Annotated in this window: 21 protein-coding genes; 11 read left to right on the top strand and 10 right to left on the bottom strand. The window is 67.5% G+C overall.

Annotation, left to right across the window (positions count from 1 at the left end):
- Positions 1–14 precede the first annotated feature (14 nt).
- Positions 15–1,391, top strand: coding sequence for a 30S ribosomal protein S12 methylthiotransferase RimO (rimO, locus tag C9E82_RS13530; protein ID WP_119898290.1), 1,377 nt, complete (start codon positions 15–17; stop codon positions 1,389–1,391).
- Positions 1,392–1,394: 3 nt separating this feature from the next.
- Here the strand turns inward: rimO and C9E82_RS13525 are convergent, their stop codons facing one another.
- Positions 1,395–2,264 carry a hypothetical protein gene (locus C9E82_RS13525; RefSeq protein WP_119898291.1) on the bottom strand — a complete coding sequence of 290 codons (870 nt, stop codon included), beginning with the start codon at positions 2,262–2,264 and terminating at the stop codon, positions 1,395–1,397.
- 181 nt (positions 2,265–2,445) lie between these two features.
- Here C9E82_RS13525 and C9E82_RS13520 point away from each other — a divergent pair, with 181 nt between their 5' ends.
- Entirely contained in the window at positions 2,446–3,300 is an 855-nt protein-coding gene (locus tag C9E82_RS13520; RefSeq protein WP_119898292.1) for a sulfotransferase family protein, read from the top strand.
- A gap of 57 nt (positions 3,301–3,357) precedes the next feature.
- The gene (ettA, locus tag C9E82_RS13515; protein ID WP_119898293.1) at positions 3,358–5,013 is read left to right on the top strand and encodes an energy-dependent translational throttle protein EttA; all 1,656 of its coding nucleotides are present in this window, start codon (positions 3,358–3,360) and stop codon (positions 5,011–5,013) included.
- 112 nt (positions 5,014–5,125) lie between these two features.
- Here ettA and C9E82_RS13510 read toward each other — a convergent pair whose 3' ends face one another.
- On the bottom strand, positions 5,126–5,314 hold the full coding sequence (locus tag C9E82_RS13510) for a hypothetical protein (protein ID WP_119898294.1): 189 nt from the start codon (positions 5,312–5,314) through the stop codon (positions 5,126–5,128).
- A gap of 329 nt (positions 5,315–5,643) precedes the next feature.
- Here C9E82_RS13510 and C9E82_RS13505 point away from each other — a divergent pair, with 329 nt between their 5' ends.
- Together C9E82_RS13505 and C9E82_RS13500 are read left to right on the top strand one after the other, a co-directional pair.
- Positions 5,644–6,273 (top strand): DsbA family protein, encoded by a 630-nt coding sequence (locus tag C9E82_RS13505; RefSeq protein WP_119898295.1) that lies wholly within the window; start codon positions 5,644–5,646, stop codon positions 6,271–6,273.
- 84 nt (positions 6,274–6,357) lie between these two features.
- Positions 6,358–7,764, top strand: coding sequence for a glycosyltransferase family 61 protein (locus tag C9E82_RS13500; protein WP_119898296.1), 1,407 nt, complete (start codon positions 6,358–6,360; stop codon positions 7,762–7,764).
- Here the strand turns inward: C9E82_RS13500 and C9E82_RS13495 are convergent.
- The 3 genes from C9E82_RS13495 to lysM form a co-directional block, all read right to left on the bottom strand.
- Complete coding sequence (locus C9E82_RS13495; RefSeq protein ID WP_183154078.1) at positions 7,755–8,864, bottom strand: glycosyltransferase family 61 protein; 1,110 nt, start codon at positions 8,862–8,864, stop codon at positions 7,755–7,757. The two genes, C9E82_RS13500 and C9E82_RS13495, sit on opposite strands and share 10 nt — an antisense overlap.
- A gap of 127 nt (positions 8,865–8,991) precedes the next feature.
- Positions 8,992–10,875 (bottom strand): acyl-CoA synthetase, encoded by a 1,884-nt coding sequence (locus C9E82_RS13490; protein ID WP_119898298.1) that lies wholly within the window; start codon positions 10,873–10,875, stop codon positions 8,992–8,994.
- Positions 10,876–11,024: 149 nt separating this feature from the next.
- On the bottom strand, positions 11,025–11,510 hold the full coding sequence (lysM, locus tag C9E82_RS13485) for a peptidoglycan-binding protein LysM (RefSeq protein ID WP_119898299.1): 486 nt from the start codon (positions 11,508–11,510) through the stop codon (positions 11,025–11,027).
- Between the two features lie 190 nt (positions 11,511–11,700).
- On the opposite strand from lysM, the gene C9E82_RS13480 reads away from it, so the two are divergent.
- Entirely contained in the window at positions 11,701–12,264 is a 564-nt protein-coding gene (locus C9E82_RS13480; protein WP_240643547.1) for a CAP domain-containing protein, read from the top strand.
- Positions 12,265–12,273: 9 nt separating this feature from the next.
- Here C9E82_RS13480 and C9E82_RS13475 read toward each other — a convergent pair whose 3' ends face one another.
- Together C9E82_RS13475 and C9E82_RS13470 are read right to left on the bottom strand one after the other, a co-directional pair.
- Complete coding sequence (locus C9E82_RS13475) at positions 12,274–14,079, bottom strand: ABC transporter transmembrane domain-containing protein (RefSeq protein ID WP_119898300.1); 1,806 nt, start codon at positions 14,077–14,079, stop codon at positions 12,274–12,276.
- A gap of 81 nt (positions 14,080–14,160) precedes the next feature.
- Positions 14,161–14,793 carry a 5'-methylthioadenosine/S-adenosylhomocysteine nucleosidase gene (locus C9E82_RS13470; protein WP_119898301.1) on the bottom strand — a complete coding sequence of 211 codons (633 nt, stop codon included), beginning with the start codon at positions 14,791–14,793 and terminating at the stop codon, positions 14,161–14,163.
- Between the two features lie 126 nt (positions 14,794–14,919).
- Between C9E82_RS13470 and zapE the strand changes: the two genes are divergently transcribed.
- Complete coding sequence (gene zapE / locus C9E82_RS13465; RefSeq protein ID WP_119898302.1) at positions 14,920–16,023, top strand: cell division protein ZapE; 1,104 nt, start codon at positions 14,920–14,922, stop codon at positions 16,021–16,023.
- Positions 16,024–16,173: 150 nt separating this feature from the next.
- On the opposite strand, the gene C9E82_RS13460 is transcribed toward zapE, so the two are convergent.
- Positions 16,174–17,469: a bifunctional folylpolyglutamate synthase/dihydrofolate synthase gene (locus C9E82_RS13460; protein ID WP_119898303.1), complete on the bottom strand. Its 1,296-nt coding sequence runs from the start codon at positions 17,467–17,469 to the stop codon at positions 16,174–16,176.
- Positions 17,470–17,569: 100 nt separating this feature from the next.
- Positions 17,570–18,520, bottom strand: a complete 951-nt coding sequence (gene accD, locus C9E82_RS13455; protein ID WP_122449303.1) for an acetyl-CoA carboxylase, carboxyltransferase subunit beta — start codon at positions 18,518–18,520, stop codon at positions 17,570–17,572.
- 88 nt (positions 18,521–18,608) lie between these two features.
- Between accD and cls the strand changes: the two genes are divergently transcribed.
- Positions 18,609–20,036, top strand: coding sequence for a cardiolipin synthase (gene cls / locus C9E82_RS13450; protein WP_119898348.1), 1,428 nt, complete (start codon positions 18,609–18,611; stop codon positions 20,034–20,036).
- Positions 20,037–20,054: 18 nt separating this feature from the next.
- Here cls and C9E82_RS13445 read toward each other — a convergent pair whose 3' ends face one another.
- Positions 20,055–20,516, bottom strand: coding sequence for an Lrp/AsnC family transcriptional regulator (locus C9E82_RS13445; RefSeq protein WP_119898349.1), 462 nt, complete (start codon positions 20,514–20,516; stop codon positions 20,055–20,057).
- 126 nt (positions 20,517–20,642) lie between these two features.
- On the opposite strand from C9E82_RS13445, the gene phhA reads away from it, so the two are divergent.
- Genes phhA through ilvD form a run of 3 tightly spaced genes read left to right on the top strand, consistent with a single transcriptional unit; the run spans position 20,643 to position 23,573 of the window.
- Positions 20,643–21,434, top strand: a complete 792-nt coding sequence (gene phhA / locus C9E82_RS13440) for a phenylalanine 4-monooxygenase (protein WP_119898350.1) — start codon at positions 20,643–20,645, stop codon at positions 21,432–21,434.
- A gap of 10 nt (positions 21,435–21,444) precedes the next feature.
- Positions 21,445–21,780: a 4a-hydroxytetrahydrobiopterin dehydratase gene (locus C9E82_RS13435; RefSeq protein ID WP_119898351.1), complete on the top strand. Its 336-nt coding sequence runs from the start codon at positions 21,445–21,447 to the stop codon at positions 21,778–21,780.
- Positions 21,781–21,839: 59 nt separating this feature from the next.
- Positions 21,840–23,573 (top strand): dihydroxy-acid dehydratase, encoded by a 1,734-nt coding sequence (gene ilvD / locus C9E82_RS13430; protein ID WP_119898352.1) that lies wholly within the window; start codon positions 21,840–21,842, stop codon positions 23,571–23,573.
- Positions 23,574–23,577 lie beyond the last annotated feature (4 nt).

Raw genomic sequence — 23,577 nt, 5'->3', positions numbered from 1 at the left:
CTTATGTGGCGCGGATGCAAGCCAATCCGCCAGACCTGCGCCCGGACCTCGCGCGCGCCCGCATCCCCGCCGACCATCCGGGCGACCGCCGCGACGGCCAGCCGACCATCGGCATGGTCAGCTTGGGTTGCCCCAAGGCGCTGGTGGACAGCGAACGCATCCTGACCCGGCTGCGGGCCGAGGGCTATGCGATCAGCCCCGACTATGCCGGCGCCGATGCGGTGATCGTCAATACCTGCGGCTTCCTGGACAGCGCCAAGGCGGAATCGCTGGAGGCGATCGGCGAGGCGCTGCAGGAAAACGGCCGGGTGATCGTGACCGGCTGCCTGGGGGCGGAACCGGAATACATCACCGGCGCGCATCCGAAGGTGCTGGCCGTCACCGGCCCGCATCAATATGAATCGGTGCTGGACGCCGTGCATCTGGCGGTGCCGCCCGCGCCCGATCCCTTCATCGACCTGCTGCCCGCCTCGGGCGTCAGCCTGACGCCGCGCCATTACAGCTATCTGAAGATCTCGGAAGGCTGCAACCACAAGTGCAAGTTCTGCATCATCCCCGACATGCGCGGGCGTCTGGTCAGCCGCCCCGCCCATGCGGTGATGCGCGAGGCCGAGAAGCTGGTCGCCGCCGGGGTCAGGGAATTGCTGGTGATCTCGCAGGATACCTCGGCCTATGGGGTGGACCGCAAGTTCGCCGAGGAGCGCGGGCATCGCGCCCATATCACCGACCTGGCCCGCGACCTGGGATCATTGGGGGCCTGGGTGCGGCTGCATTACGTCTATCCCTATCCGCATGTGCGCGACCTGATCCCGCTGATGGCCGACGGTCTGGTGCTGCCCTATCTGGACATCCCCTTCCAGCACGCGCACCCGGATGTGCTGAAACGCATGGCCCGGCCCGCCGTCGCCGCGAAGACCCTGGACGAGATCGCGGCGTGGCGGGCGATCTGCCCCGAGATCACCCTGCGATCCACCTTCATCGTCGGCTATCCGGGCGAGACCGAGGCCGAGTTCCAGACCCTGCTGGACTGGCTGGACGAGGCGCAGCTGGATCGCGTCGGCGCGTTCCAATACGAAAACGTCAAGGGCGCGCGCGCCAACGACCTGCCCGATCATGTCGCGCCCGAGGTCAAGCAGGACCGGTTCGAGCGCTTCATGCAGAAGGCGCAGGCGATCTCGCAGGCGAAGCTGGCGGCGAAGGTCGGCCACCGCATCGAGGTGATCGTGGATTCGGTCGATGACGAGGGCGCCACCTGCCGGACCAGGGCCGACGCGCCGGAAATCGACGGCAACCTGTTCATCGACGAGGGGTTCCAGCAGCTTGCCCCCGGCGACATCGTCACCGTGACGGTGGACGAGGCCGGGGAATACGACCTGTGGGGCCGGCTCTGACCGCTATTCGCAGCTTGCCAGCAGGCGCTCCAGCTCGGCGGCGTCGCGGCGATAGCGGCTCATGGTCCGCTCCATCTGCGAACGGAAGGTGGCCTTGGTCGCCATCAGCCCGCCCGAGATCTCCAGCCGCCGGTTGAAGGCGCCCTCCAGCTCTCGGTTATAGCTGGCCATGGCGCGGGCGATCTGGGCCACGGCGCTGACCTTCTTCGCCGTTGCGCTGCCGCCCGTGGTGCCGGTATCGACCGCCTCGGCGCTGCGCTGGACCAGCCCGCCCAGCAGGTCCACCGCGCCTTCCGCCGTGCGTGCCCCGGCCGAGGGCGTGCCCTGCGCATCGGCGATGTTTTCCAGGTTGCCCCAGCCCGACAGCCCCATCTCGGCCATGCCCTTCATATGGGCGGCGCCCCCGCCGCGCGCGGGCGTATGGGCAAGGGCGCGCCCGGCAAGGGTGCGGGTGAATTCGCTGGCCGAGGTCTCGCCGCTGGCGACGCCGGCCGCGCCGGTCCAGACATCGCTGAAGGTCTGGGTGCCGTCGGCAAGGCCCCGGATCGCATCGGCGCCGCGATGGCCGGTGATCGACATGATGCTGGCGCCCAGGTCCAGGCTGGCCAGCGCGGTCTTGTGGATCAGGTCGATGACCAGCCAGACGCGGCCCTCGTTGTTCAGCCGGTCCAGCTCGGCGATGGTTTCGCGGTATTCGCGATCGGCCGCGGCGATCAGGCGGCGCAGGTTGTCCAGCTTGGCGCGGTTGTCCACGCATTGCTGCGGCGGCATGATCCGGTTGCGGCGCATCGCGTCCGAGACGCTGAGCACCGTCTTGCGCGGCACCGGCGAATGCCGGGGCGCGGGGGCGGTCGAGCCGAGGATGTTGGACATGTCGGAACCTCCGTTGCGGGGGCGATCCTAGCCGCCCTGCGCGCCCATGTCGATTGCCCGGATGCAGGGCGGTGGGGATCCAGAGTTTTGCCGGCCGGGGGTTCTGCTGGCGGCGGCTTTGTGGCATCTGGCGGGTCAGGCGGGCCGCGAGGGGTGCCGCATTCACGAACGGGGACCGCCGATGACCGCTTTCGACGTTCAGGGCAAGCCGCGCAAGCCCGCGATCCTGGGCATCGGCGCGCAGAAGGCCGGGACCTCGTGGCTGGCGCAGATGCTGGGCCAGCACCCGCAGATCTGGATCCCGCCCTTCAAGGAGGTCCAGTATTTCAACCACCTGTTCATCCCCGAGCATCGCCGTTGGATCGGCTGGCACTACCGCAACAAGCCGCAGGAGATCCGCGAGCGCCACAAGCGCCGCGACATCCCCATGCCGCCCGAACTGGACGCCTATCTGGAGGCCGTGACCTCGGGCAAGATGTTCCACAACCACTGGTACAAGCGCATCTTCGCCCCCGCGCCGGAAATCGCGCAGCCGATGGACTTCACCCCCGAATATTCGACCCTGCCCGAGGAGGGGGTGGATTACGTCGCGAATTTCCTGCCGAAGGCGAAGATCATCTACCTGATCCGCCATCCGGTCGACCGCGCGGTGTCGCAGCTGCGCATGAACCTGCGGCGCGAGAAGCGCCAGCCCGCGACGCTGGCCGACTGGCTGGCCGAGATCGAGAACCCGGTGCTGGACGACCGGGGCGATTACGCCGCCTATCTGCCGCGCTGGCAGGCGCGCTATCCCGACATGCTGGTGCTGCCCTTCGGCCGCATCGCCCGCGACCCCGAGGCGGTGATGGAGGCGGTCGAGGATTACCTGGGGATCGGCCCCTTCCCCTATCTGAACCTGCACCAGAAGGTCTTCGCCTCGCCCGAGGGGCTGCGCCCGCCGCCCGAGGCCATCCGGGCGCTGGCCGCGCGGATGCAGCCGCAGATCGATTTCCTGGCCGCCCATCTGGGCGAGGAATTCGCCGCCGAGATCCGCTGACCTTTTCAGCCGGCCCGCTTTCGCCTACATAGCCGCAAAACCTGCAGGAGATTTCCGATGGCGTCCTATCAGTTCGTCTACCACATGGACGGCGTGTCCAAGACCTATCCCGGCGGCAAGAAGGTGTTCGAGAACATCCGGCTGAACTTCCTGCCCGGCGTGAAGATCGGCGTGGTCGGCGTCAACGGCGCCGGCAAGTCGACGCTGCTGCGCGTGATGGCCGGCCTCGACAAGGATTTCACCGGCGAGGCCTGGGCCGCCAAGGGCGCGACCGTCGGCTATCTGCCGCAGGAACCGCAGCTGGACCCGCAGCTGAACGTGCGCGGCAACGTGATGGAGGGCGTGAAGGCCAAGCAGGCCAAGCTGGACCGCTATAACGAGCTGGCGATGAACTACTCGGACGAGACCGCCGAGGAGATGGCCGCGCTGCAGGACCAGATCGACGCCGAGAACCTGTGGGACCTGGACAGCCAGATCGACGTGGCGATGGAGGCCCTGCGCTGCCCGCCCGACGATGCGGATGTCGAAAGCCTGTCGGGCGGCGAACGCCGCCGGGTCGCGCTGTGCAAGCTGCTGCTGGAAGCGCCCGATATGCTGCTGCTGGACGAACCGACCAACCACCTCGATGCGGAAACCATCGCCTGGCTGCAAAAGCACCTGATCGAATACAAGGGCACGATCCTGATCGTCACCCATGACCGCTATTTCCTGGACGACATCACCGGCTGGATCCTCGAACTGGATCGCGGCCGGGGCATCCCCTACGAGGGCAACTATTCCGCCTGGCTGGAACAGAAGGCCAAGCGGCTGGAGCAGGAGGCCCGCGAGGACAAGGCCAAGCAGAAGACGCTGGAGCGCGAGCTGGAATGGATCCGCGCCGGCGCCAAGGCCCGCCAGGCCAAGCAGAAGGCCCGGATCAACGCCTATAACGAGCTTGCCGGCCAGTCCGAGCGCGAGAAGCTGTCGCGCGCGCAGATCATCATCCCCAATGGCGAGCGCCTGGGCAACCGGGTGATCGAGGTCGAGGGGCTGAAGAAGGCCATGGGCGACAAGCTTCTGATCGAGAACCTGGATTTCGCCCTGCCCCCCGGCGGCATCGTCGGCGTGATCGGCCCGAACGGCGCCGGCAAGTCGACGCTGTTCCGGATGCTGACCGGCCAGGAACAGCCCGACGCGGGCAGCATCGCCCTGGGCGAGACCGTGCATCTGTCCTATGTCGACCAGTCGCGCGACGCGCTGGACGCGAACAAGACCGTCTGGGAGGAAATCAGCGGCGGGGCCGAGCAGATCGTGCTGGGCGACGCGCAGATGAACAGCCGCGCCTATGCGTCCGCCTTCAACTTCAAGGGCGGCGACCAGCAGAAGAAGGTCGGCCAGCTGTCGGGCGGCGAGCGCAACCGCGTCCACATGGCGAAACTGCTGAAATCCGGCGGCAACGTGCTGCTGCTGGACGAACCGACCAACGACCTGGACGTGGAAACCCTGCAGGCGCTGGAAGCCGCGCTGGAGGATTTCGCCGGCTGCGCGGTGATCATCAGCCACGACCGCTTCTTCCTCGACCGGCTCTGCACGCATATCCTGGCCTTCGAGGGCGACGCGCATGTCGAATGGTTCGAAGGCAACTTCGAGGCCTACGAGGCCGACAAGGTCCGCCGCCTGGGCCCCGACAGCATCGAGCCGAAGCGGGTGAAATACAAGAAGTTCACGCGGTAACGCGACGGACGCCCGGCGCGATCCGCCAGGGATAAAAACGCGCAACCCGGTTCGATGACCGGGTTGGCAGGCAGATCTGCCATGCGGCTAGCGCTTTGCAGATCCGTTGTCCTCAGGACATCGCCTGTTTCGCGCCGCGCAGGCAGCCCGAGCCGCCGGCGGGCTTGACGGTGGCGGGGGTGGTCTGGACGGCGGGTTCGGCGCTGGGCGCGGTGCTGCCGCCGGATTGCTGGGCGAAGGCCGGCACGGCCAGCGCCAGGGCCGCGGCAAGGGCGAGGGGGGCATAGGCGCGACGGGGCATGGGGGCTCCTTTCGGCTGTCTGGGTCGCGGATTCACCACCCCAAGATGCGCCCGAATCGCCCGAAAACCAAAGGAAACCGGCACGGCGGGCGCGAAGCTGCCGGTCGTCGCGGGCCATGTGCGACCCCGCTGCCGCTTCGGAATGCAGCGGCCAGATGGCAAGCGCCTTGAAACGGCGGGGCATTTCCGCCGCCTGCCTCTGCCGGGTCCGATCGGCGGGCAGGGCCGGGCTGACGGCATCGTGACCCTGCGGCGCATATATCTCGGTTGGCGCATGTGTTCTCGGTGCGTTAACTCTGGCGGACGTCTCCCATCCGAAAGGACCTGCCATGCCCACCCGCCGTCTTTTCCTTGCCAGCGGCGCCGCGCTGGGGGTTCCCGCCTTGCCGGCTTTCGCCCAGGGCGTGGACCGTCCCAACCCGATGCCGGAAGAGCTGCGCGAGGCGCTGGAGCGCGACCCCACCGCACCGGTCCTGGGCAATCCCGAGGGCGACATCACCCTGACCGAGTTCTTCGACTACAACTGCCCCTTCTGCCGGACGATGATGCCGGTGGTGCAGCGGCTGATCGGCTCGGACCCGCAGCTGCGCGTGGTCTATCGCGAGGTGCCGGTCTTCGGCGAGGGGTCGGATTTTGCCGCGCGCGCCTCGTTGGCCTCGTTGCAGCAGGGCAAGTACTGGCAGTTCCACGCGGCATTGATGGGGATGAAGGACCGCGCGCAGGAAGCCTCGGTCATGCGCATCGCGCGCCGGGTCGGGCTGGACGAGGCGAAGCTGCGCCGCGACATGGAGGCCGACAGCGTGACCCGCCATATCGGCACCTCGCTGGAGCTGGCCGACCATATGGGGCTGGCGGGCACGCCGACCTTCATCGCCGGGGACGAGGCGCTGTTCGGCGAACAGAGCCTGGCCGACCTGCAGGGGCTGGTTGCGCGCGGCCGGGCGGTGCTGGCGGGCTGAGGGGGCGTTTTGCCGACTGGTCTGTAGCTGCCGGTCCTGTGATGCTATCACGGTGACGAACCGGCAATCTGGATCCCAGCCAAGATGAACCAAGCTGCGCCCAAGAAATGGCAGACCCTGCCAGAGGACTATTTCTTCATCCCCGGCCAGGACGACGGGCTGGCTTTCCAGGAGGCTCCGGATTGGTTTCTCCGCCGCGTTCCGGGCGCCCGCGTGCGGCAATATGCCTGCAGCGAGTTTCCCCGTATCCAGAAGGTGATCCAGAAGAATATCGAAACCCGCTGGACGGATATCGAGCCGGTCATATTCGAGATCAACACCGTTCCCATGGTGGCCGAGAATGTCGTTTTCCGTAACGGCGTCGCCGAGTTGTCCGGGAAATGCCTGCTGAACGGCGCCGCCGGGGATCGGGTCCTGGCGCGCTATTTCAAGCATAACGAAAGCGGCGTGGCATTTCGGCGGACGAACAGGTTCTTTTTCGCGGCGCAGGAAAAGGTTCGGCTGGATCTGCCGGTAGACCCGGCCGATCCGTCGCGGGTCCCGCTTGGCATCGAGTGCCGGAACCGGACCAATTACTATCACTTCATGACCGAGACCCTGCCGCAGCTGACCTATGCCGATCCCGATGCAGGTTCCGATATCGTCATCCATTGCCGCAACGACGATCCATCGGGCTTTTCGGACCGTTTCATCCGCACCTTCTTTCCCGAACTGGTGGATCGCATCAGCTTCACGTCGCGCCGCGCCTCTTATGATCGTGCGATCATTCCCTTCAATTTCCGCCATTGCATCTATTCGAATGGCGATCCGCGCCTGACCCTGCCGCTGAGCGATACCGGCAAGGATGACGGCTGGCAGCGTTTGGGCGCGCATATCAAGCGGCGAAAATTCGTCTTCAAGAACAGTTTCGATATTTCCCTGCGCCGGATGAGAGAACGGGCGCTGTCGATGATCCGCCCCGAGGACCTTGCCCGGATGCCCAGGCGCATCTGGGTCAGCCGCGACAACAGCAGTGATGTGGTGCAGAAGAAGCGGCTTATGGTGGGCGAGGATCGGCTGATTGCCCGGCTGCGCGAACTGGGCTTCGTGCAGATGTTCTTTGAACACATGAGCCCTTATGAACAGATCGCCGCCGTTCACGCTGCCGATGTGATCGGATCGGTGCATGGCGCATTCTTCGCCAACATGATGTTCGCAAGGCCGGACGCCCATGTGATCGAGGTTGGCTCGGTGCAGACGCAACTGCATCGCTGGGGCGATTTCCTGGGCAATGCCCATGCATCCGGCTGCCGATACAGCAAGGTCTTTGCGGATATCGCGACCGCAGACCCGACCAGGGTTCCGTTGATCACCGAGGGTCATGTCGGCGTGAAGGTGGGCGATGCGGCGATCGACCTGATCTGCGGATTGGCCGAGGATAGACAGGACGCCCGAGGGCGCCCCTCATCGGGGTCGGGCCAGGTCGTCAGGCCCGGTGGTGGTCAGGCATAGCTCTCATCCGGCTTGAACGGCTTGAATGCCAGCTTGTGCGCTTCGGCGATCCGCGCCAGATCGGCGTCGCGTTCTTCTTGTGTCAGGTCTTCCCATGGCGTCGTGCCTTCGATCAGGCCAGCGGCTTTCAACTGCCGATACATTTCGCTGAACCGCACCTCGCCGAAAGAGCTGCGGCTGGGACGATTGGAATTGGCCGGAAGCCAGTCATTCACCAATGCGTCGATGACATGACAATCGATGCCACGAAACAGGCTGAGCTGCTGGGTGAACATCTTGCCGAAATCCATGCTGCGCCGGGTCAGGATCCCGACCCGCTGATCGGAATTGCCGACATAGCCCACCAGATGCAGGGGCGAGCAGTCCACCGCAATGATGTTCCTTGCCGCCTTGTATTGGCTCAGCTGGTCCTGTTTCGTCTCATATTGCGGGTGGAAGATCTCGTATCCTTCGGCCGTCAGATATTCCTCCAGCTTGCTTTCCCCAAGCAGGCCGCCCCGCCCGCTGGGAAGGCGAGAGCGCGAGATGTAGATCTTCTCGGCACCTTTCGAAGGGATGCTGCTGCCGGCATATTTCTGGATATAGCTGCGGAATTTCTCGCTGCCGCCGATCAGGTCGCCCAGGCCGAAACCCTGTTTCGGGACATAGAGCTTCGAGACGCGAACCGGCCCGTCAGGGCAGATGATCGGAAGATCGACACCCATCGCATCCAGGATTTCCCGATAGACTTCGAAAGGCCGAAGATTGTCCCTCATCTGGAATTTCGGGGTGAAGATCAGCCCGTCGATCTTGTCGCGCAATTCATCAAGCGCCCAGACACGCGACAGGCTTTCGGTAATGAAATGCCCGAAATGCCCATAGGAAATGCCCGCGAACATATATGTTCCCGAGATATCCTTGACGGTTTTCGGCGCGGGCATCTCGGGCGGGTTGTTAACCTTGCTCTGGCTGGTCGACCAGCTGATTGAATTCTCGACGAGGGCGCCGGAGCCGTCGAGAACGCCGGACGGTTGCCATTTGCTTTTGGTTTCCGGACCCGGCGGCACCACGAGAGCATTTTCCAGCAGGACAAGATCGTCCGTGTCGTCGTTCAGGTTCAACATGGTGCCTCGGATAATATGGGCAATCTAGTACACTTGAAAGCTTAAGAACTCGTAATCGCTGCCCGTGCCGGTCGCAAGGCAATTAGCACGCTGGGGTATCACCGAAGCGGTGGAAATGCCGCAATCACGACCACTCCCACGGTCGCGTGAACTCGCCCAGGCGCTGCTGGACTGCGGCCTCGTCGACCTCGCCCTGGCGCGAGAGGCGGGCGACGAGGCCGCGTTTCTTGTCCTCGTAGACCTCGGCGACGCGGGCGCCGGTGCCCTCCAGCGCCTCGTCATAGACGCGCCTGATCGCCAGCCGGCGCAGGTCGGGCTTGAAGATCTTGCCGACCGCGGTCTTGGGCAGTTCCGCAAGGATCTCGATATGTTTCGGGATCGCCGCGCGTTCGTGGATATGGCTGCGGGCATGTTCGGCCAGGTCCTCGACCGAGACCTCGGCGCCGGCGACAAGCTCCACATAGACGCAGGGCAGCTCGCCCGCGAAACTGTCGGGCTGGCCGATGGCGCCGGCGAAGGCGACGGCGGGATGGGACAGCATCCCGTCCTCGATCTCGGCCGGGTCGATATTGTGGCCGCCGCGGATGATCAGGTCCTTGGCGCGGCCGGTGATCCACAGATAGCCGTCCGGGTCGATCCGGCCCAGGTCGCCGGTGCGCAGATAGCGGTCCTCGGCGAACAGGCGGTGGTTCTTGTCGGCCTCGGTATAGGTACTGCCGGGAAAGACGCCGGGATTGGCCACGCAGATCTCTCCGACCTCGTCGGTGGCGCATTCATGGACATTGCCCGCCTCGTCATGGCGCAGGATGCGGACATGGGTATAGGGCAGCGGCAGGCCGACCGAGCCGACCTTCTTCATCCCGTCGGGCGGGTTGCAGCTGACCAGGCAGGTCGCCTCGGTCAGGCCGTAGCCCTCGGCGATCTCGACCCCGGTGGCCTGCTTGAAGCGGTTGTAAAGCTCGATCGGCAGCGGCGCCGAGCCCGAGATCGCCGTGCGCAGGGTCGAGACGTCGCCGTTCACCGGCCGCTGCATCAGCGCCGAGATCGCCGTCGGCACGGTGATCAGGAAGGTGCATTGCCAGCGTTCGATCAGCTTCCAGAAATTGTCGAACACGCCCTCGCCGCGATAGCCGGCAGGCGTCGGCATGACCACCCGCGCGCCCGAGGCGATGCAGGACATCAGGATCGGATAGGCGGCGAAGACGTGGAACATCGGCAAGGGGCACATCAGCACGTCGGTCTCGTCAAACAGCAGCGTTCCCCCAAGCCAGCCGTTATAGATCATGCCGGAATACTTGTGCTGCGCCACCTTGGGCGTGCCGGTGGTGCCGCCGGTGTGGAAATAGGCGGCGATGCGGTCTTCCTGGACATCCTCGAAATCCAGCCGGTCGTGGTTCATCGCGCTGGAGGCGGCCTCGAAATCCAGCACCTTGGCCTGATGGGCGATCGTCACCTTGGGCCGGACCAGCGGCACGATGTAGTGCTTCAGCCCGCGCAGGTGGCGGTTCAGGTCGATCTCCAGCACATGGGTGATGTCGGGGCACATGGCGACGGCCTGCGCGGCCTTCTGCGCGACGTCGGTCTTGGGGAAGGCCTTCAGCGTCACCAGCACCTTGGCCTTCGTCTCGCGCAGGATGCCGGCGATCTGCTGGGGATCCAGCAGCGGGTTGATCGGGCTGACCACGCCCGCCGTCGCCCCGGCCAGCAGCACCACCGGCGTCTCGACGCTGTTGGGCAGCATGTAGGCCACCGTGTCCTTCGGCCCGATGCCGAGGCTGCGCAGCAGGTTCGCGGTCTCGGTCACGCGCTCGCGCAGCTCGCGCCAGCTCAGCGTGGTGGCGTGGTCGCGCGGGCCGGACAGCAGCTGGAAGGTCAGGGCCGGGCGGTCGGGAAACCGTTCCGCCGTGCGAGACAGAAAGCCGTAGATCGTCTTCGGCAGGTCGCGCGCTTCGTAGGCCATTTCGGCCTCGACGCGCTTGAGGTCTTCGCTGTTGTTGAATCGAGCCATGATCTTCTCCCTTCAGAGCCTTGGCCGGCCCCGCTCCCTGTTTCGACACAATGGGACAAAGGTCGGAAACGGGGCAAGAGCCAAGCACTTGCCCCGGATCGAAACGCGGCGTCAGATCGTCGCGCCCGCAGCGTCACTTACGCGCCGGTTCAGCCGGCGGGGATGCGCAGCACCTGGCCGGGATAGATCTTGTCGGGATGGGTCAGCATCGGCCGATTCGCCTCGAAGATCGCGTTGTACTTGTTCGCGTCGCCCAGATGCTTCTTGGCGATGGCCGACAGCGTCTCGCCCTTCTGGACGGTATGGAAGACCGGCTCCTCGGGCAGCTCGGCCTCGACCTTGGCGATGCCCTCGATATTGCCGACCGCAAGGACCAGCTTCTCCATCGTCTCGCGGTCGGCGCCGCGGGATTCGATCTTCACGGTATCGCCACGCAGCGTGAGATGCACGTCCTTGCCGCCCAGTCCCAGCGCCCGCAATTCGGCCTTCAGCGCATCGACCTTGCGCTGGGTGTCGTCCTGCGCGGCGGGCTTGGGCGCATCAGCGGGGGTGGCCGCCGGGGCCGCGGGCTGGGCGGCTTCCGCCTTGCCGAATACTGATTTGCCTGCATCTTTAACGAAATCCCAGATTGCCATGTGATGTCCTTTCGGCTGGCCAATGCTGTTGAAATGCAGGCTAAGGGAAGCGGGTTCCGTTCCGCAAGCGGCAAGATGGTCCGCGAAACCCCGCCGATCACTAAGAGTTTCAGCAACCTGTGATTGTATCGTCCGGGAAGGGCTTCTAGCTTCCCCCCAACACCAGACCGTCACCCTCTCAGGAGCAGCCATGCCTTTGCCGACCCCGCTCAAGACCCTTGCCGCGCTAGGCTGCGCGGTGCTTGTCACCGCCTGCGCCCAGCCGGAAACCCAGGGGGAGATGGTCAAGCCGGGGACGCGGTTCAGCGACAACGACATCCAGGCGACGGCGGCGGGCAAGCCGACCTGCACCGCGACCAGCGCGGCCCAGAACGCCGCCGGGGCGCAGGCCACCAATGCCGTGCGGCGCGGCGCCGGGCTGCCGCCGGTCCAGCCCAACCCGGCCCTGGCACGGGCCGCCGCGCGCCACGCCTGCGACATGGCCGAACGCGGCCGCATGGCCCATCACGGCAGCGGCACGAAGGGGCCCTCGGACCGGGTGAAGGCGCTTGGCTACCAGCCCTCGGTCACGGCCGAGAACATCGCCGCCGGCCCCTACGGGATCGAGCGGGTGCTGGCCGAGTGGAACGGCTCGCAGGGGCATCGCGCCAACATGCTGATCCCGCAGGTCCGCGACTATGGCATCGGCCAGGCGATCGGGGCGGATGGCAAGACCCGCTTCTGGGCCGCCGTCTATGCCGCCCCGCGCGGCTGAGGCGCCCCGTCAGGCGGGCTCGGCCTCTGCGTCCAGCTGCGCGCCGTCCATGAACTGCATCCGCGCCAGCCGGGCATAGAGGCCGTCCTGCTCCACCAGCTGCCGATGCGTGCCCTGCGCCACGATGCGGCCATGTTCGAAGACCACGATCCGGTCGGCCTTCTTCACCGTCGCCAGCCGGTGGGCGATGACGATGGTGGTGCGGCCCTCGGCCAGGCGGCTGACGGCGGCCTGCACCAGCGCCTCGGATTCGGCGTCCAGCGCGCTGGTCGCCTCGTCCAGCAGCAGCACCGGGGCGTCGCGCAGGATGGCGCGGGCGATGGCGATGCGCTGGCGCTGGCCGCCCGACAGCATCACCCCGCGTTCCCCAAGCGGCGTGTCATAGCCCTGCGGCAGGGCCGAGATGAAGTCATGGGCATGGGCGGCGCGGGCGGCGGCCTCGATCTGCACGTCGCTGGCCTCGGGCGCGCCCAGCCGGATGTTTTCCCGCGCCGAGGCGGCGAAGATCATCGGATCCTGCGGCACCAGCGCCAGTTCCTGGCGGAAATCGTCGCGGCGCATGTCGCGCAGGTCGATCCCGTCCAGGGTGATGCGGCCCGAAAGCGGGTCCCAGAAGCGCTGGATCAGCTGGATCACCGTGGTCTTGCCCGCCCCCGAGGGCCCGACCAGCGCCACCGTCTCGCCCGGCTGGATCAGCAGGTCCACGCCCTCCAGCGCCGAGACATCGGGTCGCGTCGGATAATGGAAGGTGACGCCTTCCAGCGCGATGCGCCCCTTGGCCGGGCGGGGCAGGGCAACGGGCTGGGCGGGATCGCTCAGCGCGTCCTCGGCGGTCAGCAGCTCGGCCAGCCGCTCGGTCGCGCCGGCGGCGCGCTGCAACTCTCCCCAGATCTCGGACAGCGCGCCCGCGGAACTGGCGACGAGGATCGAATAGATCACGAACTGCACCAGCTGGCCGGCGGTCATCGCCCCTTCTTGCACGTCGCGCGCGCCCACCCACAGCACGCCGATCACCCCCGCGAAGATCAGGAAGATCACGATGGCGGTCATCATGGCGCGGGTGCGGATGCGGGCCAGCGCGACGTCGTAGGACTGTTCGGTCACGCCGTCGAAACGGGCGGCGCTGCGGGCCTCGTGCGTATAGGCCTGCACGGTCTGCGCGGCCAGCAGGCTTTCCGAGGCCGCCCCCGAGGACGCCGCGATCCAGTCCTGGTTGGCCCGCGACAGCCGCCGCAGCCTGCGCCCGAAGATGATGATCGGCAGCAGCATGACCGGCACGATCAGCAGCACGAAGCCCATCAGCTTGACCGAGGTGACGGCCAGCATCGCCAGCCCGCCCGCCAGGATCATCGCGTTGCGCAGCGCCAGCGACAGCGAGGAGCCGATCACCGACTGGATCAGCGTCGTGTCGGTGGTGATGCGCGACAGGATCTCGCCGGTCATGATGCGCTCGAAGAAGCCGGGCGACAGGCGGATGACGCGGCCGAAGACGGCCTTGCGGATGTCGGCGACGACGCGCTCGCCCAGCCGGGTGACGAAGTAGTAGCGCAGCGCCGTTCCCAGCGCCAGAAGCGCGACGATCCCCAGCGCGGCGGCGAAATATTCGTCCAGCAGCCCGGCGCCGTCGTCGAAATTGTCCACCACCCGGCGCGCGGCCAGCGGCAGGATCAGGCTGATCCCCGAGGTCAGCGCCAGCGCCAGGAAGGCCAGCAGGACCTGCCGGCGATAGGGCCGCACGAAGGGCCACAGCGCCCGCAGCGCGCCGACGCGCCTGCTGGTGGGCCGGTCTTCCAGGATCGTCGTGCGGCGTGCCATCTGTCTGCCCCGATTGCTTGCGTCCCCGGTTTAGGCGCGGGGACCCGCAAGGACAAGCGCGCGGCCGGCTGTCCGACGCTATCAGAGGGTCAGGGCGCCATCGGTCAGCGCCGTTTCCAGCCGGTCCAGCGCCCCGGCCAGCCTTTCGTCGATCACGTGCAGATATTGCGTCCAGTCTGAGATGCGCTGCAATTCCTCGACCCCGTCCGAGATCCCGCGCAGCCCGATCAGCGGAATGCCGAAATGCTGGGCCACGCGCAGGTGGGAAAATGTTTCCATGTCGACCATGTCCTCGTCGATCGACCAATAGGCGTTGCCGCTGACGATATTGGCGCCGGTGGACAGGCTGGCCCGCGCCACGCCGGGAATGGCATGGCCCATCTCGATCCGCGCGGGCAGGTTCAGGAACGGCGTCCGGCCCTTCTCGAAGCCGAGCGCCGAGGCGTCCATGTCGCGATAGGCGACCGCGCTGGCCTGGTAGACCTCGGCCTGTTCCAGCCGCGCCGAGCCCGCCGATCCCAGCGACACGATCAGTCGCGGCCGGTCAGTCATGCCGGCCAGCGCCGCGGTCAGCTGCACCGCCGCCTCGACCGGGCCGACGCCGGTCATCAGCGGGTTGATGCGGGCGCGCAGATGCGGGCCGTATTCGGCCTCGGCCGCCATGACGAACAGGACCGGGACGCGGGCGATCAGGTCGGGACGGGCAGAGGGCATGGGATTTCCTGCTGGGACGGGCCGCGACTGGCCCGGGAAGATCTTGCCCGGGAAGATCTTGCATGGCCGGGCGGTCCAGACAATCCCCCTTGCGGTCGGCTTTCGGCCTGTGGCAGGTGGCGTTTCATGGGCAAGGTGTCAGAACTCTATCGGCAGCGCGTCGCAGAGGGGCGGATCCGCGCGGATGCCGCGCAGCAGGCCGTGCTGCCGCAGCTGGACCGCGTGATCGGCGATCTGGCGGTCCTGCCCGCGCCGGCGCGCCCGCGTTCCGGCTGGCGCGGGCTGCTTGGGCGCGGCCAGGCGGCGCCGGTCGAGGGGGCGAAGGGCCTCTATCTGTGGGGCGGCGTCGGGCGCGGCAAGTCGATGCTGATGGACCTGATGGCCGAGGCCGCGCCGGTGCCGGCGCGCCGGGTGCATTTCCATGAATTCATGCAGGAGATCCAGGCCGGGCTGGAGGCGGCGCGCAGGCGCGGCGAGCAGGATACCGTCCGCCCGGTCGCGCTGGAGGTGGCCGCGCAGGTCCGGCTGCTGTGTTTCGACGAGATGCAGATCACCGACATCGCCGATGCGATGATCGTCGGGCGGCTGTTCCAGGTGCTGTTCGACCGGGGGGTGACGGTGGTCACGACCTCGAACCGCGCGCCCGAGGAACTGTACAAGAACGGCCTGAACCGCCAGCTTTTCCTGCCCTTCATCGATCTGATCCGGCAGCGGATGGCGGTGGTCTGCCTGGACAGCCAGACCGACCACCGGCAGGGCCGCGCGCAGGGCGGCCAGGTCTGGTTCGTGCCCGCCGACGCCGTCGCGCATCAGGCGCTGGACGCGATCTGGGACGAGGCGACCGGCGGCGCCGCCCCCGCGCCGGCCGAGATCGCCATGAAGGGGCGCAGCTTCTCGCTGGCGGCGATGGCCGGGCGGGTGGCGCGGGCCGGGTTCTGGGAACTGTGCGGCCAGCCGCTTGGCCCGGCGGACTACCTGGAGCTGGCGAGCCGGGTCGACATGCTGCTGATCGACGCGGTGCCGCGGCTGGGGATCTCGAACTATAACGAGGCCAAGCGTTTCGTCACCCTGATCGACGCGCTTTACGAGGCCAGGGTGCGGCTGGTCGCCAGCGCCGCCGACGAGCCCGAGCAGCTGTATAACGAGGGCGAGGGCAGTTTCGAATTCGAGCGCACCGCCAGCCGGCTGCGCGAGATGCAGGATGCCGGCTGGGGTCGGCAGGGAGGCTGAGCGGGCTCAGGCGGGAAGAAGGGGGGCGCTGCCCCCCGTCCCGCTTTGGGGGCTCCGCCCCGTTCGTCGCTGAAAAAGGTCCAGCGGACCTTTTTCCGGGCGCTCCTCACCCCCCGGGATATTTTTGCCAAGATGAAGGGGCGGCGGGGGTCAGCCGTTGTCGCGCAGCACGCGGCCGGCAAGGTAGAGCGAGCCGCAGATCAGGATGCGGGCGCGGGGTTCGGCCTGGGCGATGCGGGTGACGGCTTCCCGGGCGCTGGCGGCGGTGGTCGCGGTCATGCCCTCGGCCGCGGCGAAGGCGGCGGTGTCGCTGGCGGGCAGGGTGTTCGGCTCGCCGGGGATGTCGATCGCGGTCAGGCTGGCGGCATGGGGGGCCAGGGGCCGCATGTAGCCGGCGACATCCTTGGTGTTCAGCATCCCGCAGACCAGATGCGTCGGCCGGTCGGGCAGGCCGGCCAGTGTTCCGGCCAGCGCCTCGCCGCCCGCCGGGTTGTGGCCGCCATCCAGCCACAGTTCCGCCTGCGCACCGGCGGCGGCGACCAGCGGGCCGCGGGTCAGGCGCTGCATCCTGGCGGGCCATTCGGCGCGGGTGACGGCGGCCAGCGCCTGCGCCTCGGTCGCGCCCAGCTGGCGCAGGGCGGCCAGCGCGGTTCCGGCATTCTGGACCTGGTGCGGGCCGACCAGGTTCGGCAGCGGCAGGTCCCACAGCCCGTGATCGTCCTGGTAGACCATGCCCTGGCGGTCGGGCGCGGCCATCCAGTGCTGGCCATGCACGAGAAGCGGCGCGGTCAGCCCCGAGGCGCGGGCCTCGATCACCCGCAGCGCCTCGTCCTGCTGCGGGCCGACCACGCAGGGGATGCGCGGCTTGATGATCCCGGCCTTTTCACCCGCGATCCGGGGCAGGGTCTCGCCCAGATACTGGGTATGGTCGATGCTGACCGGGGTGATGACGGTCAGGCGCGGCCGGTCCACGACATTGGTGGCGTCCAGCCGGCCGCCGAGGCCCACCTCGAGCAGCGTGTAATCCGCCGGCGTGCGGGCGAAGGCCAGCAGGGCGGCGGCCGTGGTGATCTCGAAGAAGGTGATCGGCTGGCCGGCATTCGCGGCCTCGCATTCCTGAAGCAGCGCGGCCAGATGCGGCTCGGCGATCAGCTGGCCGGCCAGCCGGATGCGTTCGTGGAAGCGCGCCAGATGCGGCGAGGTATAGGCGTGGACGCGCGCGCCCCCGGCCTCCAGCCCGGCGCGGATCATCGCCTGCGTGCTGCCCTTGCCGTTGGTGCCGGCGACATGGATCACCGGCGGTAGGTCGCGCTCGGGATGGCCAAGCGCCGCCAGCAGCCGAAACATCCGGTCCAGCGACAGGTCGATGATCTTGGGATGCAGCGCCATCAGCCGGTCGAGGATGGCGTCGGAATGGCTGGCGGGAACAGGGGTGGGGGCGGTCATGAGGGCACCATGGCGGTGGGGGCCGGGGGCCTGTCCCCCAGCCCTGACGACCCCTCGACGGGGTCTTCAGGGCTTCGCCCCCCGATGGGTGGAAAGCGGGTCAGTCCGCCTTTTGCGGGGCGGGTTCCTCGGCGGGCGCGGGTTCGGCTTCGGGCGCCGCTTCGGCGGCGGGCGGGGCCGGCAGGTCGCCCGCCACCGGGGCGGGTTGCAGCGTCAGCATCCGCAGGATCGAGACCAGCTCGTCGCGCAGCCTGGTGCGGTGCGTCACCCGGTCCAGCATCCCGTGTTCCAGCAGGTATTCGGCGCGCTGGAAGCCCTCGGGCAGTTTCTCGCGGATGGTCTGCTCGATCACCCGCGGCCCGGCGAAGCAGATCAGCGCGTTCGGTTCGGCGATATGGATGTCGCCCAGCATGGCATAGGAGGCGGTGACGCCGCCGGTGGTCGGGTGGGTCAGCACGACCACATAGGGCAGGCCGGCTTCCTTCAGCATCTCGACCGCGACGGTGGACCGGGGCATCTGCATCAGCGACAGGATGCCTTCCTGCATCCGCGCGCCGCCGGCGGCGGAAAACAGCACCAGCGGGCGCTTCAGCGCCACGGCGCGTTCGGCCGCCGCGACGATGGCATTGCCGACATACATGCCCATGGAGCCGCCCATGAAGCTGAAGTCCTGCGCCGCCGCCACGACGGGGGTGCGGCCCATCTCGCCCTCGGCGACCAGCATCGCCTCCTTCTCGGCGGTGGATTTCTGCGCGGCCTTCATCCGCTCGGGATATTTCTTCTGGTCGCGGAACTGCAGCGGGTCGGCCAGGGGCTCGGGCACCTTCACCTCGACGAAGGCGCCGCCGTCGAACAGCGCGGCGAAGCGCGCGCGGGGGCTGATCGGCAGGTGGTGGTCGCAGCTGGTGCAGACATTCAGGTTGTCCGAAAGCTCGCGGTGGAACAGCATGGTTCCGCATTCGGGGCATTTCGTCCACAGGTTCTCGGGCACCTCGCGGCGCGAGAACAGCGAGTTGATGCGCGGGCGGACGTAGTTGGTGATCCAGTTCATTCGCGGGCGGCCTCTGCTGTGTCAGCCCCCCAGATAGGCCGGGCGGGGGGGAATTGCAATTGTCGCGGCGGGCGGGAATGATGCCCGGATGTGGCCATCCAGCTTCGTTCTGTTTCATACCGTCGCGACGCTTGCGCTGATCGCCCGCGTCCTGCTGCGCCCGCGCATGGAGCCCTCGGTGCGGCTTGCCTGGATCATGGTGATCGAGGCCGTGCCGATGGCCGGCATGATCGCCTATCTGCTGTTCGGAGAGGTTCGGATGAACCAGGCCGAGGTGCAGCGCATGGCCGATGCGCGCGACCGGCTGACCGGGCTGCGCCAGCCCAGCCCGCATGTCTTGACCGATCCGCCCGCCCATGCCAGCCAGGTGATCGCCGCCAATTTCGCCGTGGGCGGCATGAACGCGGTCGGCGGCAACCGCATCCGCCTGCTGGAGGAAAGCGACGCGGCCATCGAGCGGATGGTCGACGCCATCAATGCCGCGCAGGATCATGTCCATCTGCTGTTCTACATCTGGCTGCCCGACGAGAGCGGCACGAAGGTGGCCGATGCGATCATGCGCGCCGCCCATCGCGGCGTCGCCTGCCGGTTGATCGTGGATGCGCTGGGATCGCGGGCGCTGGTCCGTTCGCATCTGTGGAGCCAGATGCAGGAGGCCGGCGCCGAATGCGTGACCGCCTTTCCCTGGGGGCTGCCCTTCATCAGCATCCTGTTTCGGCGGCTGGACCTGCGCAATCACCGCAAGGTGGTGGTCGTGGACAACCGGCTGGCGATCACCGGCAGCCGCAACTGCGCCGACATGGCCTTCGCGATCAAGCCGCGCTTCGCGCCCTGGATCGACATCCTCGTCTCGGTCGAGGGGCCCGCGGTGCGCCAGCTGCAGGCGGTCTTCCTGGCCGACTGGATGAGCTATACCGGCCGCGACCTGGGCGACATGCTGGTGCCGGTCGGGGCCGCGGGCGCGCCCGGCATGGTGGCGCAGGTGGTGGCGACCGGGCCGGATCTACGGGCCGGCACGATGTCGGACTGCCTGTCGGGAATGCTGCATGCCGCGCGCGAGAGCGTGACCATCACCACGCCCTATTACGTGCCCGACAACGCGCTGGACGCGGCGATCCGGGCGGCGGCGCGGCGCGGGGTGAAGGTGACGATGATCCTGCCCGCGCGCAACGATTCCCTGGTCGTCGGCTCGACCAGCCAGGGGTTCTATTACGGGCTGCTCAGCGCCGGGGTGCGGCTGATGCTGTTCCAGCCGGGACTGCCGCATTCCAAGATCATGACCGTGGACGGGCATATGGCGATGATCGGCAGCTCCAACCTGGACCGCCGCAGCTTCGAGCTGAACTACGAGATCAACATGGCCGTCTTCGACGGCGACCTGGTCGCCGACCTGGACCGGCGGCAGGAAAGCTATATCGCCCGCTCGCGCGAGATCACATTGCAGGAGGTCCGCGAATGGAGCTTCCTTCGGCGGCTGCGCAACAACCTGCTGGCGCTGGCCTCGCCGCTGCTGTGACGGCGCGGGCGCGCGCGCTCAGACCGGCATGGCGGTCGAGTATTTCGTCTGCCGCAGCACGAAATTCGTCTGCGTGCCGCGCACGATCCCCAGCGCCAGCAGCCGGCGCATGATGAAATGCTCCAGCCCCTCGGGGTCGGGGGCGACGATCTTCAGCAGATAGTCCGAGCTGCCGGTGATCGTCGCGCATTCGACGACCTGGTCCTCGGTCTGCACGAAGCGGTCGAAGCGGGCCAGCGTGTCCTCGGTATGTTGCAGAAGCGAGACCTGCACATAGGCCATCGCGTGCATCCCGGCCTTGGCGGGCGGCACCAGCGCCACCTGCCGCGCGATCACGCCCTCGTCCATCAGCCGGCGCACCCGCCGCCATGCCGGGGAACTGGACAGGCCCGCGGCCTCGGCCAGCGCCTGGGTGGACAGGGTGGCGTCCTGCTGCAACAGTCGCAGAAGCCGGCGGTCGGTATCGTCAAGCTCGGGCATCGCATTCCCGCATATGGACAAATTCAGGTGAAATCTGCCCCTTATCATCGCATCCCTGCCGCGATGGGCAAGAAATTTCCGCTGAATCTGGTATGATCGAAAGATCTGCGGAAAGGAGGATCCGGGATGCCCAAATCGACCGAATACGAAGCCAAGACCCCCGATGCGCAGGGGTTCATCGCCTATGACGACCAGGAAAACGCCGTCTGGCGCGATCTGGTCGCCCGGCAGCTGCCGGCCGTGCGCGCGCATATGGCGCGGCCCTATCTGAACGGGCTGAAGCTTCTGGACCTGCCCGCCGACCGGGTGCCGCAATGCCCCGACGTCTCGGCGAAGCTGGGCGCGCTGACCGGCTGGCGGGTGCAGCCGGTGCCCGCGCTGATCGGCTTCGGGCGGTTCTTCGGGATGCTGTCCGAACGCACCTTCCCCGCCGCCAGCTTCATCCGCAAGCGCAAGCATTTCGACTATATCGAGGAGCCGGACATCTTCCACGAGATCTTCGGCCATACGCCGCTGCTGACCGATCCGGCCTTCGCCGCCTTTTCCCAGGCCATCGGCGAGGCGGGGACGCGCTGCGACAAGGCCGATTACAGCTGGCTGATCCGGCTCTACTGGTTCTCGATCGAATTCGGGCTGCTGCGCGAGGATGGGGCGCTGAAGGCGCTGGGATCGGGGCTGGCCAGCTCGGTGACGGAACTGCCCTGGTCGCTGTCGGATGGTCCCGAGCATCGGCCCTTCGACGTGATCGACATGCTGCGCACGCCCTATCGCATCGACATTCACCAGCCGGTCTATTTCGTGATAGAGGATCTGGACGAATTGTTCGCGGCGGCACGGCGCGACCTGCTGGCCGACATTGCCGAGGCGCGCCGCCTGGGGCTGCACGCGCCGAAATACCCGCCCAAGGATGCCGCGTAAGGAGGATGCGATGACCACCGACCTAGCCAGCCAGAGCTGCGAGCCCTGCAAGGGCGGCGTGGACCCGATGAGCCGCGACGAGGCGCAGGCGCTGATGGAGCAGCTGCAGGGCTGGGTGCTGTCCGATGACGGCACGACGATCCGCCGCCGATTCGAATTCAAGGGTTTCGCCAAGGCGGTCGAGATGGCCAACCTGGCCGCCTGGCTGGGCAACAAGCAGGGCCACCATCCCGACATCGCCTTCGGCTGGGGCTATTGCGAGGTGGCCTTCACCACGCACGAGGCCAAGGGGCTGACGCAGAACGACTTCATTTGCGCGGCAAGGCTGGACGCTCTGGTCGCCTGAGGCTTGTCCCGCCGCCTGCCCCGGTCTATTCCCGTATAGGGTGTGGACAGGGGGTGACGATGAAGAATCTGCGTTTCGACAAGTCGCGGCTGCCCAGCCGCCATGTCACCGAAGGGCCGGCCCGCGCGCCCCATCGCAGCTATTTCTATGCGATGGGCATCTCCGAGGAGGAGATCCATTCCCCCTGGGTCGGCGTCGCCACCTGCTGGAACGAGGCCGCGCCCTGCAATATCGCGCTGAACCGGCAGGCGCAGTCGGTCAAGCAGGGCGTCAAGAAGGCCGGCGGCTGCCCGCGCGAATTCACCACGATCACCGTCACCGACGGCATCGCCATGGGGCATGAGGGGATGCGGTCAAGCCTGGCCAGCCGCGACGCCATCGCCGACACGGTGGAGCTGACCATGCGCGGCCATTGCTATGACGCGCTGGTCGGGCTTGCGGGCTGCGACAAGTCGCTGCCCGGCATGATGATGGCGATGGTGCGGCTGAACGTGCCCTCGGTCTTCATCTATGGCGGCTCGATCCTGCCGGGGCGGCTGAACGGCCGCGACGTGGTGGTCCAGGACGTGTTCGAGGCCGTGGGCCAGCACCAGGCCGGCAACATGTCGGATGCGGAACTGGAGATCCTGGAGCGCGTCGCCTGCCCCTCGGCCGGGGCCTGCGGCGGGCAATATACCGCGAATACCATGGCCTGCGTCTCCGAGGCGATCGGGCTGGCGCTGCCGAATTCCTCGGGGGCCCCCGCACCTTATGAAAGCCGCGACCAGTATGGGCTGGCCTCGGGCGAGGCGGTGATGCGGCTGATCGAGCAAAACATCCGCGCCCGCGACATCGTGACCCGCAAGTCGCTGGAAAACGCCGCAAGGGTGGTGGCCTGCACCGGCGGGTCCACGAATGGCGGGCTGCACCTGCCGGCCATCGCGCATGAGGCCGGGATCGCCTTCGACCTGTTCGACGTCTGCGACATCTTCCGCGACACGCCCTATTTCGTGAACCTGCGGCCGGGCGGGGATTACGTCGCCAAGGACCTGTTCGAGGCGGGCGGCGTGCCGGTCGTGATGCGCGAATTGCGCCGCGCCGGACTGATCCACGAGGATTGCATCACCGCCACCGGCCGGACCATCGGCGAGGAGCTGGACCTGGTCGACCGCGCCATCGACGGCAAGGTGATCCATCCGGTCGACGCGCCGCTCAGCCCGACCGGCGGCGTGGTGGGCCTGCGCGGCAACCTGGCGCCCGACGGGGCCATCGTGAAGGTCGCCGGCATGGCGCCCCAGGAGCAGGTCTTCACCGGCCCCGCCCGCGTCTTCGAATCCGAGGAGGACGCCTTCGCCGCCGTCCAGAACCGCGACTATCGCGAGGGCGAGGTGATCGTGATCCGCAACGAGGGTCCCGCGGGCGGGCCGGGAATGCGCGAGATGCTGGCCACCACCGCCGCGCTGTCGGGGCAGGGCATGGGCAAGAAGGTGGCGCTGATCACCGACGGCCGGTTCTCGGGCGCGACGCGCGGCTTCTGCGTCGGCCATGTCGGCCCCGAGGCGGCGCATGGCGGTCCCATCGCGCTGATCCGCGACGGCGACATGATCACGCTGGACGCCGTGAAGGGCGAAATCAGCGTGGCGCTGAGCGATGAGGAACTGGCCGCGCGCAAGGCGGACTGGGCCGGGCCGCGCAGGACCGACTATGCCTCGGGCGCGCTGTGGAAATACGCGCAGCTTGTCGGCGGGGCGCGCTGGGGGGCGGTGACCCATCCCGGCGCGACGGCCGAGACCCATGTCTACATGGATCAATAGGACG

The sequence above is a fragment of the Paracoccus sigandri genome (assembly GCF_003709565.1).
Classification (GTDB): Bacteria; Pseudomonadota; Alphaproteobacteria; order Rhodobacterales; family Rhodobacteraceae; genus Paracoccus; species Paracoccus siganidrum.
This window is presented reverse-complemented; position numbering and strand designations above follow the sequence as displayed.